The 16,026-nt window shown below is 66.2% G+C and carries 15 protein-coding genes; 9 read left to right on the top strand and 6 right to left on the bottom strand.

Going from position 1 to position 16,026, the window contains the following annotated elements; all coding sequences use genetic code 11:
* Positions 1 to 24 precede the first annotated feature (24 nt).
* Positions 25 to 1,170 (top strand): acyl-CoA dehydrogenase family protein, encoded by a 1,146-nt coding sequence (locus ACRYLO_RS04255; protein ID WP_482659024.1) that lies wholly within the window; start codon positions 25 to 27, stop codon positions 1,168 to 1,170.
* Positions 1,171 to 1,184: 14 nt separating this feature from the next.
* Positions 1,185 to 1,973, top strand: a complete 789-nt coding sequence (locus tag ACRYLO_RS04250; RefSeq protein WP_482659023.1) for a Rossmann-fold NAD(P)-binding domain-containing protein — start codon at positions 1,185 to 1,187, stop codon at positions 1,971 to 1,973.
* Here the strand turns inward: ACRYLO_RS04250 and ACRYLO_RS04245 are convergent.
* Complete coding sequence (locus ACRYLO_RS04245; protein ID WP_482659022.1) at positions 1,970 to 3,043, bottom strand: AI-2E family transporter; 1,074 nt, start codon at positions 3,041 to 3,043, stop codon at positions 1,970 to 1,972. The two genes, ACRYLO_RS04250 and ACRYLO_RS04245, sit on opposite strands and share 4 nt — an antisense overlap.
* Positions 3,044 to 3,216: 173 nt before the next feature.
* Between ACRYLO_RS04245 and ACRYLO_RS04240 the strand changes: the two genes are divergently transcribed.
* The gene (locus ACRYLO_RS04240; protein ID WP_482659021.1) at positions 3,217 to 4,323 is read left to right on the top strand and encodes a lactonase family protein; all 1,107 of its coding nucleotides are present in this window, start codon (positions 3,217 to 3,219) and stop codon (positions 4,321 to 4,323) included.
* 3 nt (positions 4,324 to 4,326) lie between these two features.
* Here ACRYLO_RS04240 and ACRYLO_RS04235 read toward each other — a convergent pair whose 3' ends face one another.
* The gene (locus tag ACRYLO_RS04235) at positions 4,327 to 6,585 is read right to left on the bottom strand and encodes an NADP-dependent malic enzyme (protein ID WP_482659020.1); all 2,259 of its coding nucleotides are present in this window, start codon (positions 6,583 to 6,585) and stop codon (positions 4,327 to 4,329) included.
* A 178-nt stretch (positions 6,586 to 6,763) separates the two neighbouring features.
* On the opposite strand from ACRYLO_RS04235, the gene ACRYLO_RS04230 reads away from it, so the two are divergent.
* Genes ACRYLO_RS04230 through ACRYLO_RS04215 form a run of 4 tightly spaced genes read left to right on the top strand, consistent with a single transcriptional unit; the run spans position 6,764 to position 9,978 of the window.
* Positions 6,764 to 6,949 carry an antitoxin gene (locus ACRYLO_RS04230; protein WP_482659019.1) on the top strand — a complete coding sequence of 62 codons (186 nt, stop codon included), beginning with the start codon at positions 6,764 to 6,766 and terminating at the stop codon, positions 6,947 to 6,949.
* The gene (locus tag ACRYLO_RS04225) at positions 6,928 to 7,206 is read left to right on the top strand and encodes a type II toxin-antitoxin system RelE/ParE family toxin (protein ID WP_482659018.1); all 279 of its coding nucleotides are present in this window, start codon (positions 6,928 to 6,930) and stop codon (positions 7,204 to 7,206) included. The genes ACRYLO_RS04230 and ACRYLO_RS04225 overlap by 22 nt, the downstream gene beginning before the upstream one ends.
* A gap of 28 nt (positions 7,207 to 7,234) precedes the next feature.
* Positions 7,235 to 9,811, top strand: coding sequence for a DNA mismatch repair protein MutS (gene mutS / locus ACRYLO_RS04220; protein ID WP_482661668.1), 2,577 nt, complete (start codon positions 7,235 to 7,237; stop codon positions 9,809 to 9,811).
* Entirely contained in the window at positions 9,808 to 9,978 is a 171-nt protein-coding gene (locus tag ACRYLO_RS04215; RefSeq protein WP_482659017.1) for a hypothetical protein, read from the top strand. Before mutS ends, ACRYLO_RS04215 begins: the two co-directional genes overlap by 4 nt.
* Here the strand turns inward: ACRYLO_RS04215 and ACRYLO_RS04210 are convergent.
* Positions 9,975 to 10,565 carry an NADPH-dependent FMN reductase gene (locus ACRYLO_RS04210; protein ID WP_482659016.1) on the bottom strand — a complete coding sequence of 197 codons (591 nt, stop codon included), beginning with the start codon at positions 10,563 to 10,565 and terminating at the stop codon, positions 9,975 to 9,977. The genes ACRYLO_RS04215 and ACRYLO_RS04210 overlap by 4 nt on opposite strands.
* Positions 10,566 to 10,630: 65 nt before the next feature.
* On the opposite strand from ACRYLO_RS04210, the gene ACRYLO_RS04205 reads away from it, so the two are divergent.
* The gene (locus tag ACRYLO_RS04205; protein ID WP_482659015.1) at positions 10,631 to 11,194 is read left to right on the top strand and encodes a hypothetical protein; all 564 of its coding nucleotides are present in this window, start codon (positions 10,631 to 10,633) and stop codon (positions 11,192 to 11,194) included.
* A gap of 383 nt (positions 11,195 to 11,577) precedes the next feature.
* Here the strand turns inward: ACRYLO_RS04205 and ACRYLO_RS04200 are convergent, their stop codons facing one another.
* Positions 11,578 to 12,111, bottom strand: coding sequence for a hypothetical protein (locus tag ACRYLO_RS04200; RefSeq protein ID WP_482659014.1), 534 nt, complete (start codon positions 12,109 to 12,111; stop codon positions 11,578 to 11,580).
* A 41-nt stretch (positions 12,112 to 12,152) separates the two neighbouring features.
* A complete protein-coding gene (gene uvrB, locus ACRYLO_RS04195) occupies positions 12,153 to 14,342 on the bottom strand; it encodes an excinuclease ABC subunit UvrB (RefSeq protein WP_482659013.1) in 2,190 nt (729 codons plus the stop codon).
* A gap of 432 nt (positions 14,343 to 14,774) precedes the next feature.
* On the opposite strand from uvrB, the gene ACRYLO_RS04190 reads away from it, so the two are divergent.
* Complete coding sequence (locus tag ACRYLO_RS04190; protein WP_482659012.1) at positions 14,775 to 15,317, top strand: DUF3617 domain-containing protein; 543 nt, start codon at positions 14,775 to 14,777, stop codon at positions 15,315 to 15,317.
* 178 nt (positions 15,318 to 15,495) lie between these two features.
* Here ACRYLO_RS04190 and ACRYLO_RS04185 read toward each other — a convergent pair whose 3' ends face one another.
* Positions 15,496 to 15,960 (bottom strand): hypothetical protein, encoded by a 465-nt coding sequence (locus tag ACRYLO_RS04185; RefSeq protein WP_482659011.1) that lies wholly within the window; start codon positions 15,958 to 15,960, stop codon positions 15,496 to 15,498.
* Between the last annotated feature and the right edge of the window lie 66 nt (positions 15,961 to 16,026).

Raw genomic sequence — 16,026 nt, 5'->3', positions numbered from 1 at the left:
GGGTATGGAGCAGGATCGCCGGATATGAGCCTCGACGCCGAAACCTTTGACGCATTGATCGACACGGTACGCCGCTTCGTCGCCCAACGACTGCGTCCGCTGGAGGCTGAGGTCGAAGAGGCCGACGCAATTCCGGCGCACATCGTCGAGGAAATGAAGGCGCTCGGCCTGTTCGGCCTGTCGATCGCGGAGGAGTATGGCGGGCTGGGCCTGAATATGGTCGAGGAATGCCGGGTCGCACTCGAACTCGGGCGCACCACCCCGGCGTTCCGCTCGACCTTCGGCACCAATGTCGGCATCGGCTCGCAGGGCCTCGTGATGGCCGGCACCCCCGAGCAGAAGGCGGAGTGGCTACCGAAAATCGCAACCGGGGAGATCGTCACCAGCTTTGCGCTGACCGAACCCGATGTCGGCAGCGACAGCGGCGCAGTGAAAGCCCGCGCGGTGCACGATGGCGATGTCTACCGCCTGTCCGGCACCAAGCGCTACATCACCAATGCCGACAAGGCGTCGCTGTTCACCGTAATGGCCCGCACCGGCGACGAGCCGGGCGCGCGCGGCGTTTCCGCCTTCCTCGTTCCGCGCGACCTGCCGGGCGTCAGCATCGGCGAGCCCGAGAAGAAGATGGGGCAGAAGGGCGCGAAGGTTGCAGACGTGATCTTCGACGATGTCCCCGTCCCCGTCGCCAACCGCCTCGGCGAAGAGGGCGAAGGCTTCAAGATCGCAATGCGCGTGCTCGACCGTGGTCGGCTGCATATCAGCGCGGTCAGTGTCGGCGTGGCCGAGCGGCTGGTCGCCGACTGTGTCGCCTATGCGACCGAGCGCAAGCAGTTCGGCAAAGCCATTGCCGAGCACCAGCTGATCCAGGCGATGATCGCCGACAGCAAGACCGAGGCGCTGGCCGCCCGCGCGCTGGTGCTCGAGACGGCAGCCGCCAAGGACGCGGGCAAGGACGTGGTGATGGAGAGCGCAGCGGCGAAGCTGTTCGCAACCGAAATGGTCGGCCGCGTCGCCGACCGTGCGGTGCAGATCTTCGGCGGCGCGGGCTATATCGCCGATTACGGGATCGAGCGGCTGTATCGCGATGTGCGCCTGTTCCGCATCTACGAAGGCACCAGCCAGATCCAGCAGCTGATCATCGCGCGTGAGACGTTGAAGCGCGGCGGCTGACGAAAGGGAGAGACATGGACACCAGCAAATTCTTCGACCTGACCGGCAAGGTCGCCCTCGTCACCGGCGGCAGCCGCGGCATTGGCAAGATGATCGCCGAAGGCTTCATCGCGCAGGGTGCCAAAGTTTATATCTCATCGCGCAAGGCCCCGGCGTGCGAGGAAACCGCCGCCGAACTCGGCCCGAACTGTATTCCGCTGCCGATGGACGTCTCGACCGTCGAGGGCTGCAAAGCACTTGCAGCAGCGCTGGCTGAACGCGAGCCGCATCTCGACATCCTCGTCAATAATGCCGGCGCGGCATGGGGTGTCGAATTCGCGGAGTTTCCCGAGGCCGGCTGGGACAAGGTCATGGACCTCAACGTGAAATCGCCCTTCTTCCTGACGCAGGCGCTGCACGACCTGCTCAAGGCCCGCGCCAGCCATGACGCGCCGTCAAAGGTGATCAACATCACCTCGATCGACGGCCTGCGGCTCAATCCGTGGGAAACCTACAGCTATCATGCGTCCAAGGCGGCGCTGATCTACCTGACCAAGCGCATGGCCGCGCGGCTGATCCGCGACGGGATCATCGTCACCAGCCTGGCGCCCGGCGCATTCGCCAGCGAAATGAACCGCGCCGCGCGCGACCATGGCGATGAAGTCGCCAAGCGCATCCCGATGCGCCGCGTCGGTACGCCTGAGGACATGGCCGGCGCCGCGATCTTCCTCGCCAGCCGGGCGTCGGATTATGTCGTCGGCGATACGCTGGTAGTAGACGGCGGGCTCGTCAATGCCTCGCTGGGGGTCAGCATCGACGCCTAGTCTGCGTCTTCGGTCTGGCCGGCGATCTTGATGTCCTTCCCCAGCAGGGTGCGGACATAGATGCGCTGGACCAGCACATAGACCACGACGGTCAGCGGGGCGGCGAGCAGGACGCCGAGGAAGCCGAACAGCAGCCCCGCGGCGACCACGGCGAAAAGAAGGATGGCCGGCGGCACGTCGACCGCCTGTTTCTGGATCATCGGCTGCAGGAAATTGCCCTGAATCTGCTGGATGACCAGGAACAGCACGACCGTCCACAGCGCCGTGATCGGCGAGACGGTGAAGGCGAGCAGCACGGCCGGCACCCCGGCGATGATCGGGCCGATCATCGGGATGACGTCGAGCAGCCCGGCGATCAGGCCCAGCCCGCCCGCCGCCGGCACGCCGAGCAGCGCAAGCCCGGCCCAGGTAAAGGCGGCGACCACCAGCGACGACACCGCCTGCCCAACCATCCAGCCACGCAAGCCGCGCGAGGCATCGTCCAGCGCCGCAGCCATGGTCGGCTCGGCACGATGCGGCATCAGCAGCAACAGACCGCGGCGATACACCGCCGGATCGCTGGCAAGGAAAATGGCGGCGACGAAGACGAGGACGAAATTGGCGATGCCGTTGGTGGCGGTCAGCACATAGCCGCCGGCCTGGCTGGCGAAGCGCGACACGTCGCTGCTCCCCTGCTCGACCATCTTGCGCACCGACTCGCTGAGCCCGGCGCGTTCCAAGAACGCGCGGACCTGTTCGATCGCGGGCGGGATGCTGTCCTGGATCGTGTCGAACTCACCGGCGAGCTGCGAGCCGAACAGCGTGAACGCGCCGCCGAACACGGCGAGGATGAGGATGACCGAGATCCCGAGCGACAGGCCGCGCCCGATGCCGGTCCAGCGGCTCACCGCCTGGGTGATCACGCCAAAGATCGCAGCGAGCACGAGCGACGCGAAGATCAGCATGATGAAGCCCGACAATTCGAGCAGCATCCACGCAAAGCCAACGATCGCCAGGATCGTGATGGTAATCGTGGCAACCCGGCCGACAGTCGGGAAAGCGCTGCCGGTCGACTCGGTAGGGGGCGTCATGCGGCGATAGGCTCCATTCAATGCGGCCCTTGGGATCGAACCCGAGGCCCGGCTGCGACAATGCTACCGCGCAACGCTTTGTATCGCCAGCGGGTCCCGATAGCGGAAACGCAAAACGCCCGCTTGCTCAAAGCTGCGTTGACGCAGAGGGCGTAGAAGGCTTTCTAGGGAGGATGACCGGCTCCCCATTCGCCCCGTCCCGCCGCAGTTTCCTCGCCGGCACCCTTGCCGTCGCCGCCAGCCCGGCGGCTGCTATGGCCCCCGCACCCGATAGCCTGATCGCCGGCACTTATGCCAGCCGGGGCGGCGCGGGCGTCGTTCCGTTGATCGCCAAGCCGGATGGCTGGACGGCGGGCGCGCCCTTCGCCGCGATCCACAACGCTTCTTTCGGAGTGAGGTCGCACGACGGCCACGTGCGCTACCTGCTCGACGAAAACGAAACTGGCGCGCTCGGCATTTACGACCGCGCGATGAAGCCGCTCGTCACCGTTCCCACTCTGGGCGCGCATCCCTGTCATGCCGCACTCAGCCCCGATGGCGGGATGCTTGCCGTGGCGAACTACTCCAGCGGCAACGTCGCTCTGTGGCGCCTGGACGGAAAGACCGGACTGCCGGTCGGTGCGGCACAAAGCGTCGCGCACAGCGGCAGCGGGCCGAACCTGCGTCGGCAGGCAGCGCCGCATGCGCATTGGGTCGGGTTCAGTCGGGACGGGCGGACGCTTCACGCGGTCGATCTGGGCGCGGATGCGGTGTTCGCGCATCGCGTCGACCCGGCGTCGGGACGCGTCATCCGCAGCGATGTTGCGTATCGCGCCGCGCCCGGGTCGGGGCCGCGCCACCTTGCCTGGCACCCGCGGCTGCCGGTCGCCTATCTACTGGCCGAGCTGGCGAATACGGTGACGGTGCTGCGTGCGAATGCCGACGGCGCATTCACGGCGGGTACGACGCTCTCGACCCTGCCCGCCGGTTTCGGTGGTGCATCCTATGGCGCACATATCGCGGTCAACCGCGCAGGGACGCGGCTGTATCTGTCCAACCGGGGCCATGACAGCATCGCCGTGTTCGCCATCGCACGCGACGGCAACCTGACCCTGATACAGCATGTCAGCTGCGGCGGGCACTGGCCGCGCCTGTTCCTGCTCCGCGAAGACCGGAACGAACTGCTCGTCGCAAACGAGCGATCGGGCAATGTCGCGGTGATGCGGATTCAGGCGGACGGCCGGCTCGCCGAGCCGACGCGCGGCCCGGCGATCCCCGGCGTGGTGTTCCTGTCCGAATAGGCTCTAGCGCGCGATCCCTCCCGCTGCGAGGACCGCCAGCGTCACCAGATCACCCGCACTGCTGGTCATCGGTGCGACCTGAACCGGCTTTTCCATGCCGACCAGCATCGGGCCGATCATGCTGTCGCCGCCCAGCTCACGCAGCAGCTTGGCCGAAATATGCGCGGACTGCAGGCCCGGCATGATCAGGATGTTGGCCGGGCCGGACAGGCGGGCGAAGGGGTAATTGGCGAGCTGGCGCGGGTTGAGTGCCACGTCGGGGGCCATCTCGCCTTCATATTCGAAGCTGACGCCGCGCCCGTCGAGCACCTTCACCGCATCGCGGATATTTTCGAGAAACGCGCCCTTCGGATTGCCGAAGTTCGAATAGCTCAGGAACGCGACGCGCGGTTCGTGGCCCATCTGGCGCGCGACCTGGGCGGTCTGCTCGGCGATGTCGGCCAGTTCCTCGGCGCTGGGGCGTTCGTTGACGGTCGTGTCGGCGATGAACACGGTGTGCGACTGGCCGACCATCAAGTGCATGCCGAACGCGGTGCGGCCATCGGCGACGTCGATCACGCGGCGCACTTCGCGCAGCGTCTGCGAATAGGTGCGGGTGACGCCGGTGATCATCGCATCGCCCTCACCCAGCTGCAGCAGCAGCGAGCCGAAGATGTTGCGGTCCTGGTTCACCATCCGCTCGCAATCGCGGCGCAGATAGCCACGGCGCTGGAGCCGGTTGTACAGGAAATCGACCATCGCCGGGACGAGCGGCGAGTTGCGGCTGTTGTGCAGTTCGAAGCTGTCCGGGTCGCTGACGCCGAGCGCGCGCAGCCGCTCCGGCACGTCGTCGCGGCCGACCAGCACCGGCGTGCCATAGCCGCCGTCGCGGAAGGCGATTGCGGCGCGCAGCACGACTTCCTCCTCCGCCTCGGCAAAGATCACGCGCTTGGGGTGCGCACGCGCGCCTTCATAGGCAAGCGTCAGCACCGAAGTGGTCGGGTTGAGGCGACCGCGAAGCGTGTGGCGATAGGCGGCCATGTCGAGGATCGGCTTGGTCGCAACGCCCGAGTCCATCGCCGCCTTCGCCACCGCCATCGACACGACTTCCATCAGGCGCGGGTCGAACGGTGCGGGGATGATGTATTCCGGGCCGAAGCTGTGCGCCTTGCCATAGGCCAGCGCCACTTCCTCCGGCACCTGTTCGCGCGCAAGTTCGGCGATGGCGCGGGCGGCGGCGATCTTCATCTCCTCATTCACCGCCGTCGCGCGCACATCGAGCGCGCCGCGGAAGATGAACGGGAAGCCGAGGACATTGTTGACCTGATTGGGATAGTCCGACCGTCCGGTGGCGATGATCGCATCGGGGCGCGCGGCCTTGGCCAGTTCGGGCCGGATTTCGGGCTCGGGATTGGCCATCGCGAAGATGATCGGTGCCGGGGCCATGTCCACGACCATCTCGGGCTTGAGCGCACCGGCGGCGGACAGGCCCAGAAACACATCGGCCCCGACCAGAGCCTCGGTCAGCGTGCGGCGGTCGGTGGTCGCCGCATGGGCCGACTGCCACTGGTTCACGCCTTCGCGATCGGTGGTGATGACGCCGGTGCGGTCGCACATCAGCACATTTTCGTGCCGCACGCCCATCGCCTTCATCAATTCGGTGCAGGCGATGGCGGCGGCGCCCGCGCCGTTCACCACCACCTTGATATCGCCAAGGCTGCGCCCGGTGAGCAGGCAGGCGTTGATCAGGCCGGCGGCGGTGATGATCGCGGTGCCGTGCTGGTCGTCATGAAAGACGGGGATGTTCATCCGCTCGCGCAGCGTCTGCTCGATGATAAAGCATTCGGGCGCCTTGATATCCTCAAGGTTGATGCCGCCAAAGCTCGGCTCCATCAGCTCGACCGCGTCGATGAAGCGATCGACATCCTCGGTCTTCAACTCGATATCGATCGAATCCACGTCGGCGAAGCGCTTGAACAGCACCGCCTTGCCCTCCATCACGGGCTTGGACGCCAATGCCCCCAAATTGCCCATGCCCAAAATGGCAGTGCCGTTCGAGATGACCGCGACCAGGTTGCCCTTGGCGGTATAGTCATAGGCGGTTGCGGGATCGTCGGCGATCGCCTGCACGGGCACCGCGACGCCGGGCGAATAAGCGAGCGCCAGATCGCGCTGGGTGGTCAGCGGTTTGGATGCGATGATCTCGATCTTGCCGGGCCGGCCCTCCGAGTGGAACAGCAGCGCCTCGCGCTCGGAAAACTGGATATTGGCTTCTTCGGACATTTCGCTCTCCCGGTCGGCTTCCCTTTAGGGGCGAGCGGACGCAGATTGCAACGCGCATTGACGCAGGGGAAGGCGGGGGAAACTGTCGAAATGGTGTGGCCGAAACGGTGGAATGTGTGGACTTCCACACACAAGCCGGACCTAGGCAAGCTAATGCCGACGCTCTATGGTGCGCGGGATGGAGCATGAGCGCGAAATCTTCAGCGAGCCGGACCCGGAAGCGATTGCCGCATCCGATGCACGCGCCCGTGCCGATCTCGCGGCGGGTCGGTCCTACGACCATGAAACGGTCAGCCGTTGGCTTCGCACCTGGGGCACCCCCGATCGCAAACCGTTCAAAGAATGGCTGAAGTCGTCTGGGTAGATGAGGCGATCGAGCAACTCGACCTGATCGTCTCATACATCGAACTCTTTGATGCCTCAGCGGCGCGACGCTTGGGCGACCGGGTTTTTACGCTCGCCGACAGTCTGACACACTTCCCCAATCGCGGACGCCCCGCCGGTAACGGCACCCGAGAGATGGTCACCGTTCCGCCCTATATTCTACGCTACCAGGTCGTCGGCGATACAGTCTCGGTCCTAAGCATCCGCCACGGCGCGCGTCGCCCCATCGAAGAATGATCCCGCAATGACCGCCGCCCCCACCCCGATGATGGCGCAATATCTGGCGCTCAAGGCGGAGTCTCAGGACTGCCTGCTCTTTTATCGCATGGGCGATTTCTTCGAGCTGTTCTTCGACGATGCGAAAATCGCCAGCAACGTGCTCGACATCGCGCTGACGTCGCGCGGCGAGCATGGCGGGGACAAGATTCCGATGTGCGGCGTGCCCGCGCATTCGGCCGAGGGGTATCTGGCGCGGCTGATCAAGGCGGGGCATCGCGTCGCCATTGCCGACCAGATCGAGACGCCCGAAGAGGCAAAGAAGCGCGGCGGGTCCAAGGCGCTGGTCGCGCGGGCGATCATCCGCGTTGTCACTGCGGGAACGTTAACCGAAGAAGCTTTGCTCGACAGCCGCAGTGCGAACTGGTGCGCCGCGATCGGCGAAGCGGGCGGCGCGGTCGCCATTGCTGCTGCCGACATCTCCACCGGCCGGTTCGAACTGCTGGAATGCAGCGCCGAAGCAGTCGGGGCGGTGCTCGCCCAGCTCAACCCGGCCGAGATCGTCGTGGCCGAGGGGAGCGAGGCGGCGCTGCTCGCCACCACCACCCGCCCGCGCGGCGAGTTTGACAGCAGCCGGGGCGAGGCGCGGATCAAGGCGTTGTTCGGCGTGGCGACGCTGGACGGGTTCGGCCAGTTCGGGCGCGCGGCGCTGGCGGCGGCGGGTGGGCTGATCGCCTATCTCGACCATACGGCAAAGGGTTCCCTGCCGTTTCTGCGCCCGCCGCGGATCACCCGGTCGGATGCGTGCATGGCGATCGACGCGGCGACGCGCGAGAGCCTGGAGCTGACGCAGAGCCAGTCGGGGACGCGCAAGGGCAGCCTGCTCGATGCGGTCGACCGGACGGTGACCGGGGCAGGTGCGCGATTGCTGGGGCAGGATCTCGCCGCGCCGCTGATGGATGTCGCGGCGATCGAGGCGCGGCTGGATCTGGTTCAGCGGTTTCACGACGACCCCGGCCTGCGTGAGGATGTGCGGGGGACGTTGCGCAGCCTGCCCGATATCGGGCGCGCGCTGGGACGGCTCGCAGCGGGGCGTGGCAGCCCGCGCGATCTGGGGCAGCTACGCGACGGGCTGGACGGCGCGTGGCGGCTGGGCGAGAAATTGGGGCGCCTGGCAGATGCGCCCGTGCTGCTGACCGAGCTTGCGCCGCAGCTGCGCGGGCATGGCGCGCTGATCGACCTGTTTCAGCGGGCACTCGTCCCTGCCCCGCCGATCGATGCGGCGCACGGCGGCTATATCGCCGAGGGCTATGACGCCGCGCTCGACGATCTGCGCGACGCGGGCGCGGGTGGGCGGCGCGCCATTGCGGCGCTGGAGGCGCAATATCGCGACCGCACCGGCATCGCGGCGCTCAAGATCAAGCACAACGGCGTGCTCGGCTATCATATCGAGGTTGCGGCGAAACATGCCGACGCGCTGATGGTGGCGGACAGCGGGTTCACGCACCGGCAGACGCTGGCCGGTGTGGTGCGCTTCAACGCGCCCGAGCTGCACGAGATCGCGGTCAAGGTGACGCAGGCCGGCGCGCATGCGCTGGCGGCGGAGGCGGCGCATCTGGAGGATCTGACCGCCGCCGCACTGGCGACGCGCGAAGCGATTGCCGCGACCGCCGATGCGCTCGCCCGGCTCGACGTGGCGGCGGGGTTGGCCGAGCGCGCGGCGGAGGGCGGCTGGACGCGACCCGCTTTGGTCGATCACGCGTGTTTCGAGGTCGAGGGCGGGCGGCACCCGGTGGTGGAGACCGCGCTGGCGCGGAGCGGCGAGCGCTTTGTCGCGAATGACTGCGTGCTTTCGGAGCGCAACCGGCTGTGGCTGGTCACCGGGCCGAACATGGGCGGCAAGTCGACCTTTTTGCGCCAGAATGCGCTGATCGCGGTGCTGGCGCAGGCGGGGGCCTATGTCCCGGCGGCGCGGGCGCAACTGGGGCTGGTGGATCGCTTGTTCAGCCGCGTCGGCGCGTCGGACAATCTCGCACGCGGGCGATCGACCTTCATGGTCGAGATGGTCGAGACCGCCGCGATCCTGGCGCAGGCGACGCCGCGCAGCTTCGTCATCCTCGACGAGGTCGGGCGCGGGACCAGCACCTATGACGGCCTCGCCATCGCCTGGGCGGTGGTCGAGGCGATCCATGAGGATAATCGCTGCCGCTGCCTGTTCGCGACGCATTACCATGAGCTGACGCGGCTGGCGGAGCGGTGTGAGGCGCTGTCGCTGCACCATGTGCGCGCGCGCGAGTGGAAAGGCGATCTGGTGCTGTTGCACGAGGTGGCCGAAGGACCGGCGGATCGCAGCTACGGCCTTGCCGTCGCGCGGCTCGCGGGGCTGCCGCCGGTGACGATCAGCCGCGCCAAGGCAGTGCTCGCCAAGCTGGAGGCCGGGCGCGAAAGGACCGGCGGGATCGCCGCCGGGCTGGACGACCTGCCGCTGTTTGCCGCGATGGTGGCGGAGGAAGCGGCGCCGGTCGATCCGTTGCGGGCGGAGCTGGAAGCGCTAGACGTCGATGCGCTGAGTCCGCGCGAGGCGCTGGACGCGCTCTACCGGCTCAAGGCATTGGGTGACGCATGATGCGCAACAACGGGTTTTTCGGACTACTGTGGGTGATTTACGCCAGCTCGCGCGCAGGGTTCGGCGCGCGGCAGGCGGCTCGGGTGATGCTGGTGATCGGATTGATACTGGCGAGCCCGCTGCTGCTGGTCGCCTTGCTCACCTGGCTATTGGTCAGCCTTGTCTAATAGGGCGGGTCGCGCCGGACGCGCTGCGCCTTCGCCGCTTCGACCCACCATAGCAAATCGTCGGCGAAGCGCGGGAACGCGCGGGTAAGGGACGCTCCGCCCTCCCCCTGCGGTTGATCGTCGGCGTCGATGGCCTGCCCGATCTGGCCGACTGTCAACGTAGACGAGATCACGACCAGGCCCATTTCGCTGAGCGTCGGGTGCCACATCGAATTGCTGCGCGCGCCGGCCAGCCGCCCGGCCGAATAGCTGGCGATCGCGGCGGGACGCCAGAACCACTCTTCCAGGAAATGGTCGGTCAGGTTCTTGAGGCCCGGCTGCATCCCCCAATTATACTCACCGGTGACGAACAGGAATCCGTCCGCCGCATTGATCTTGGCGGCCAGCGTTTCCATCGCCTCAGGTGCCTCGCCCTTCGGATATTCCTTGTACATCCGGTCGAGCATCGGGAGGTCCACCGCCATCGCATCGATCAGCTCGGCATGGCATCCTCGCGCATTCAGCTGTGCCGTCAGCCACCGGGCGAGGCGGATGCCCATGCGGTCGCGGCGGTAGGAGCCGTATAGGACGAGGATGCGGTCGGACATGATCGGCAGGCCTTTCGCTCGACAGGGCGGTATCGTCATGGATAGTGGGTGGCGGGGGGAAATCCATGAGCGAATTCGAGTTCATCTTCGCGCTGTTCGGGCTGTTGCTCGGCCTGTCGATCGTCGAAGTGCTGGGCGGTCTGGCCCGGGCGATCGAGGCGCGGTTGCGGCCCGGGGCGACGGTGCGGATCGGCTGGCTGACGCCGTTGCTCGGCATCTTCGTGCTGCTCGACCTGCTTTCCTTCTGGGGGGCGGCATGGACAGCGCGGGATGTCGTCGGCGTTTCTGGCCATTCGATGATGGCAGTGACGGCGTTTGCCGGTGCCTATTATCTCGCCGCGCATCTGGTGTTCCCGCGCGAGCCGGGGGAGCTTGCCGATCTGGACGCGCATTATTTTCGGGTGCGGCGGATCGTACTGGGGGTGATGCTGGGGCTGCTGATCTGCCAGATCGCTTTTTATGCCAGCATTCCGGAGCTGGCGGTCAATCTGCAGCGGCCGTTGGCGGCGGGGTTGGCGGTGGTGCTGCTGGTGCTGATGATCGCGGCGATGGTCGTGCGGGGCCGGACTGCGAGCATTGCGGTGATGGTGGCGCTGGTGGCGCGCTATCTGGTCGTTTACCTCATCTGAAAATGAAAGAGGCCACCGGGGCCATCTCTGGCACCCGGTGACCTCCGACATGGTCAGCGGCCGGAGAGCTCCAGCCCGGGAGACCATGCGGACCGCGGTTCGCATTCTGCGGCGTCGTTGATTGGAGGAGGATACCTCCCGAACGCCAGATCGGACGGAGCGCCTCCGGCGGCCATCCGATGCAGAAAGCTTAGCGGCGCGTCTCCCGAACGAACTGAACCGACCTCACTGCTGAACCATGAGACATCGGATCACCTCCTTTCGCTTGTTGAAACGGCGTACCCCGATCTGGGTACATCCCGAATGTGGCGACTCCGGGAAGCGAGAACAAGTCTTGTAATTATCCGGAATTTATACGATTCTGAGAGTCTGGCGTCGAAACTTCAGCGCCGACAATCCTCCACCACGCGCTGCACCTCTGCCCAGGTCGGGACGACCAATGGCGCAAGTGGCGGCATTTCAACCACAAAGCGGCCGCGGCTGTAGCCCATCGCGTCGAGGATCGGATCGTTCGCGGCGAGCATCACCGCCACATAGGGCTGCGCGCCGGGCGTTGGCCGGGCATTGAAGCTGCGCGCGGTGGTCGAAGTGCGGATGGTGATCGGCCCCGGCGCTTCACCGCGCCGGGCAATCTGCACCTGTCGCGTCGCGCGATCACAGCGCAGCGACAGTTCGGGCTGGTCGGCACGCAGCCCGAACAGCGCGATCGTCCCCTGCCCTTCCTGCCGGTAGCTCCAGTCACCCCGAGCTGGGGCCCAGTCGCGCCAGTCGCTGCTGGCCGCCGGCGGCGGAGGTGCCGGAGCGGGCGCCGGAGCCGGCACCGGGCGCGGCGGCGGCGCCGGAGCGGGTGCCGGAGGAACGACGTTGGAGCAGCTGGCGAGGGCGACCGACGCCGCGAGAAGGGGAATGAAGCGCATGCCGCGCCTTATGGGCGAAGCCGCGGCGCGGCTCAACCGGCTCACTTTTTCCCCCCGCCCCATTTGCGCTGCACCTTGCCGTACCGCGTCTTGCGCGTGCCCGGCTTCCCCTCGTTGCTGCGGCCCATCACCGGTGCCTTGTGCTCTCCAGCGGGGAGGCCGAGTTCTTCGGCTTCGAGGCTGCGAATTTCGTCGCGCAGGCGGCCCGCCTCCTCGAATTCCAAGTTCGCGGCGGCGTTGCGCATCTTCTTTTCGAGTTCCTCGATGTACGCGCGCAGGTTGTGGCCGACCATGTGCGCCGGGCCATCCTCGATCTCGACCGTCACCTGATCCTTCGACGCGACATGGGCGATGATGTCGCCTATATTGCGCTTGATCGTGGTCGGGGTGATGCCGTGTTCGCGGTTATAAGCCTCCTGCTTCTCACGGCGGCGGCTGGTTTCGTTGAGCGCGCGCTCCATGCTGCCGGTGATGCGGTCGGCGTAGAGGATCACGCGTCCATCGACGTTGCGCGCCGCGCGGCCGATCGTCTGGATCAGCGAGGTTTCCGAACGCAGGAACCCTTCCTTGTCGGCATCGAGGATCGCGACCAGACCGCATTCGGGGATGTCGAGCCCCTCGCGCAGCAGGTTGATGCCGATCAGCACGTCGTAGACACCGAGCCGAAGGTCGCGGATCAACTCGATCCGCTCCAGCGTTTCGACGTCGCTGTGCATGTAGCGGACCTTGAGTCCGGCTTCGTGCATATACTCGGTCAAATCCTCGGCCATGCGCTTGGTCAGCGTGGTGACGAGGGTGCGATAACCCAGCTCGGCGGTCTTGCGGCATTCGACGATCAGATCCTGGACCTGTTCCTCGACCGGCTTTATCTCGACCGGCGGGTCGATCAGGCCGGTGGGGCGGATCACCTGTTCGCTGAACACACCGCCGGTCTGCTCCATCTCCCAGCCGCCGGGCGTCGCCGAAACGCTGACGGTCTGTGGCCGCATCGCATCCCATTCGTTGAAGCGCAGCGGGCGGTTGTCGATGCAGCTTGGGAGGCGGAAGCCATATTCGGCGAGCGTAATCTTGCGTCGGTGATCGCCGCGCGCCATCGCGCCGATCTGTGGCACCGTCTGGTGGCTCTCATCGACGAACAGCAGCGCGTTTTCGGGGAGATATTCGAACAACGTCGGCGGTGGCTCGCCGGGCAGGCGGCCGGTGAGGAAGCGGCTGTAATTCTCGATCCCCGCGCAGCTGCCGGTCGCGGCGATCATCTCAAGGTCGAAATTGGTGCGCTGCTCCAGCCGCTGCGCTTCGAGCAGCTTGCCTTCGATATGCAGTTCCTTCAGCCGCTCGGCGAGTTCGTGCTTGATCGCCTCCATCGCCTGTTTGAGCGTGGGGCCGGGGGTGACGTGGTGCGAATTGGCATAGACCCGGATGCTGTCGAGGTTTGCGACCTTTGAGCCCGTCAGCGGATCGAATTCGGTAATCTCCTCGATATCGTCGCCGAAGAAGCTGATCCGCCAGGCGGTGTCGTCATAGTGCGACGGGAAGATTTCGAGGCTGTCCCCGCGCACCCGGAAATTGCCGCGGGCAAAGGCGGCGTCGTTGCGCTTGTATTGCAGCGCGACGAGCTTGCGGATGATCTCCCGCTGGTCGGCGACCTGACCCTTTTTGAGGTCGAAGATCATGGCCGAATAGGTTTCGACAGAGCCGATGCCGTAGATGCAGGACACCGAGGCGACGATGATGACGTCATCGCGTTCGAGCAGCGATCGGGTGGCCGAGTGGCGCATCCGGTCGATCGCCTCGTTCACCGAGCTTTCCTTCTCGATGTACGTATCCGACCGGGGGACGTACGCCTCGGGCTGGTAATAATCGTAATAGCTGACGAAATATTCGACCGCGTTGTCGGGAAAGAAGCTCTTGAACTCGCCATAGAGCTGCGCGGCGAGGATCTTGTTGGGGGCGAGGATCAGCGCCGGGCGTTGAAGATTGTTGATGACGCTCGCCATCGTAAACGTCTTGCCCGAGCCGGTGACGCCGAGCAGCACCTGATCGCGCTCCCCCGCCAAGGCCGCTTCGGTCAGTTCCTCGATCGCGGTCGGTTGATCGCCGGCGGGGGAATAGTCGCTGACCAGCTTGAACGGCCGCCCGCCCTCGCTCTTTTGCGGGCGTTGCGGGCGGTGGGGAACGAAACCGGGGCCGGTTTCGGGTTCGGCAAGACTGGTACGGATCTGGATCGCCATGGGGGGAATATGGGGCCTTCAGATGGGGGTGCAAATGGGGGCGACTGTCAGGCTGACAGACGATGCTGACAAAAACACGCGGGTTGCGGGCGGTTCCCCAGAGAGCGGCACGGGAGACGCGACTGGAACGCGACACCATCGCGATCGATGCATGCCAGTGACACGACGGGGACCGCACCGCGACGCGACTGCGACAGGACCGGAACGCGACAGCTGCGCGTCAGTTGAGCGACGCCGACGCGCCGGGTTGGCGACGCCGTGATCCGAGTGGTCGGGAAAGCCCAAGGGATGCAGGATTCTCATGCGCACTCGCCTCCGCGTTTGCGGTAGCATGATTACGAGAACAAATAAAGAACATATTGCCGCGCCTTGTCTGTTGCGCTTTGTGGCACACGGGTTCAGCATCATCGCGAAACCGAGAGGAGCCCGTTCATGCGCACCATCGCCTTCACCCCCATCGCCGCCCTTGCTCTTGCCGCCTGTGGCAGTGGCGACGTGTCCGTCACCAACGCCTCGCCCGAAGAGGTCGCTGCCAAGGTCGATGCGGCGGGTGGGGCGCGGTTCAATCCGGGGGAGTGGGAGACCACGGTCGAGACGGTGTCGATCGACATTCCCGGGCTCGAGGGTCCGATGAAGGACGAAATGACCAAGCTGATGCTGCAGAAGAAGCAGGTCGGAAAGAATTGCGTGACGCCCGAGCAGGCAAAGTCGCCCCCGGCCGAGGTGCTGGCGCAGAGCAAGGGCCGCTGCACCTATGAGACGTTCACGATGGCCGGTGGGAAGATCGACGGGACGATGGTGTGCGATGCCGATGGCGGCAAGATGACGATGAAGATCAGCGGGACGTTCAGCGACGACGCCTTTGCGATCGACAACGACATGGAAACGACCATGCCGGGCGGCGCGCAGACGATGAAGATCAAGGCGAAGACTTCCGGCAAGCGGATCGGCGATTGTCCGGGGACGAAGGCGTAGTATTCCTCCCCTGCCCCGCAGGGGAGGTGGCAGCGCGTAGCGCTGACGGAGGGGCCGCCCTCGCAGAGGGCGGAATTTTGCCGAGATGCCCACGGCTGTCTGCGCAGCCGCCCCTCCACCACCACCTTCGGCGGCGGTCCCCCTCCCCCGAGACAAGCTCAGGGGAGGAATTAGGGGGTCACATCACCCGGCGATATGCCACCCGCCACATCGCCAGCGCGATCCCCGCAGCGACGACCGCCAGCAGCGCACTGGTGCCGAGTGCGCTGATCCAGCGGAACAAGGTGGTGCGCAGATCGCTGGCCGGCACGGCGAGGAAGCCGAAGCCATAGGTCTGGGCCCCGACGAACAGCACCAGCGAGATCAGCGCCCCCAGCACGGCGGCGTGCCACGCGCGGCGATAGCCGGCGAGGTGGAGGACCAGCCAGAGCGGCCCCCCGGCCCCCGCGATGCCGAGCGCCGAGAAGATCGTGCCGAGCACCCATGCGGCACCCAGCGACACCGCCTCGCGCTGTCCCGCTGCAATGACGAGCAGCAGCACGACGAGGCCACCCAATGCGCCGCCCAGGGCCAGCGCGAGCCCCGCACGGTCGAGCGTCGTGTCATAATGCGGCGCGGACGCGCGCATTGCATGTTCAGTCACCAGAAACCCCTCCCCGGTGCGCGGGGCTTAGCATCGCGCGGCAGCGCGGCTCAAGCACGGAGAATA

Source organism: Sphingomonas sp. SDUR79 (assembly GCF_056821745.1).
Note: the sequence above shows the minus strand (reverse complement) of the source record. Positions and strands in the feature narration are given on the sequence as shown.

What these genes read in the sequence shown, in the direction of transcription:
- ACRYLO_RS04255 (WP_482659024.1), top strand. Translation starts at nt 25, where the DNA reads ATGAGCCTCGACGCCGAAACCTTTGACGCATTGATCGACACGGTACGC.
- ACRYLO_RS04225 (WP_482659018.1), top strand. Translation starts at nt 6,928, where the DNA reads ATGGCTGAAGTCGTCTGGGTAGATGAGGCGATCGAGCAACTCGACCTG.
- ACRYLO_RS04235 (WP_482659020.1), bottom strand. Translation starts at nt 6,585, where the DNA reads ATGTCCGAAGAAGCCAATATCCAGTTTTCCGAGCGCGAGGCGCTGCTG.
- ACRYLO_RS04230 (WP_482659019.1), top strand. Translation starts at nt 6,764, where the DNA reads ATGGAGCATGAGCGCGAAATCTTCAGCGAGCCGGACCCGGAAGCGATT.
- ACRYLO_RS04215 (WP_482659017.1), top strand. Translation starts at nt 9,808, where the DNA reads ATGATGCGCAACAACGGGTTTTTCGGACTACTGTGGGTGATTTACGCC.
- ACRYLO_RS04210 (WP_482659016.1), bottom strand. Translation starts at nt 10,565, where the DNA reads ATGTCCGACCGCATCCTCGTCCTATACGGCTCCTACCGCCGCGACCGC.
- uvrB (WP_482659013.1), bottom strand. Translation starts at nt 14,342, where the DNA reads ATGGCGATCCAGATCCGTACCAGTCTTGCCGAACCCGAAACCGGCCCC.
- ACRYLO_RS04190 (WP_482659012.1), top strand. Translation starts at nt 14,775, where the DNA reads ATGCGCACCATCGCCTTCACCCCCATCGCCGCCCTTGCTCTTGCCGCC.
- ACRYLO_RS04200 (WP_482659014.1), bottom strand. Translation starts at nt 12,111, where the DNA reads ATGCGCTTCATTCCCCTTCTCGCGGCGTCGGTCGCCCTCGCCAGCTGC.
- mutS (WP_482661668.1), top strand. Translation starts at nt 7,235, where the DNA reads ATGATGGCGCAATATCTGGCGCTCAAGGCGGAGTCTCAGGACTGCCTG.
- ACRYLO_RS04240 (WP_482659021.1), top strand. Translation starts at nt 3,217, where the DNA reads ATGACCGGCTCCCCATTCGCCCCGTCCCGCCGCAGTTTCCTCGCCGGC.
- ACRYLO_RS04205 (WP_482659015.1), top strand. Translation starts at nt 10,631, where the DNA reads ATGAGCGAATTCGAGTTCATCTTCGCGCTGTTCGGGCTGTTGCTCGGC.
- ACRYLO_RS04250 (WP_482659023.1), top strand. Translation starts at nt 1,185, where the DNA reads ATGGACACCAGCAAATTCTTCGACCTGACCGGCAAGGTCGCCCTCGTC.
- ACRYLO_RS04245 (WP_482659022.1), bottom strand. Translation starts at nt 3,043, where the DNA reads ATGACGCCCCCTACCGAGTCGACCGGCAGCGCTTTCCCGACTGTCGGC.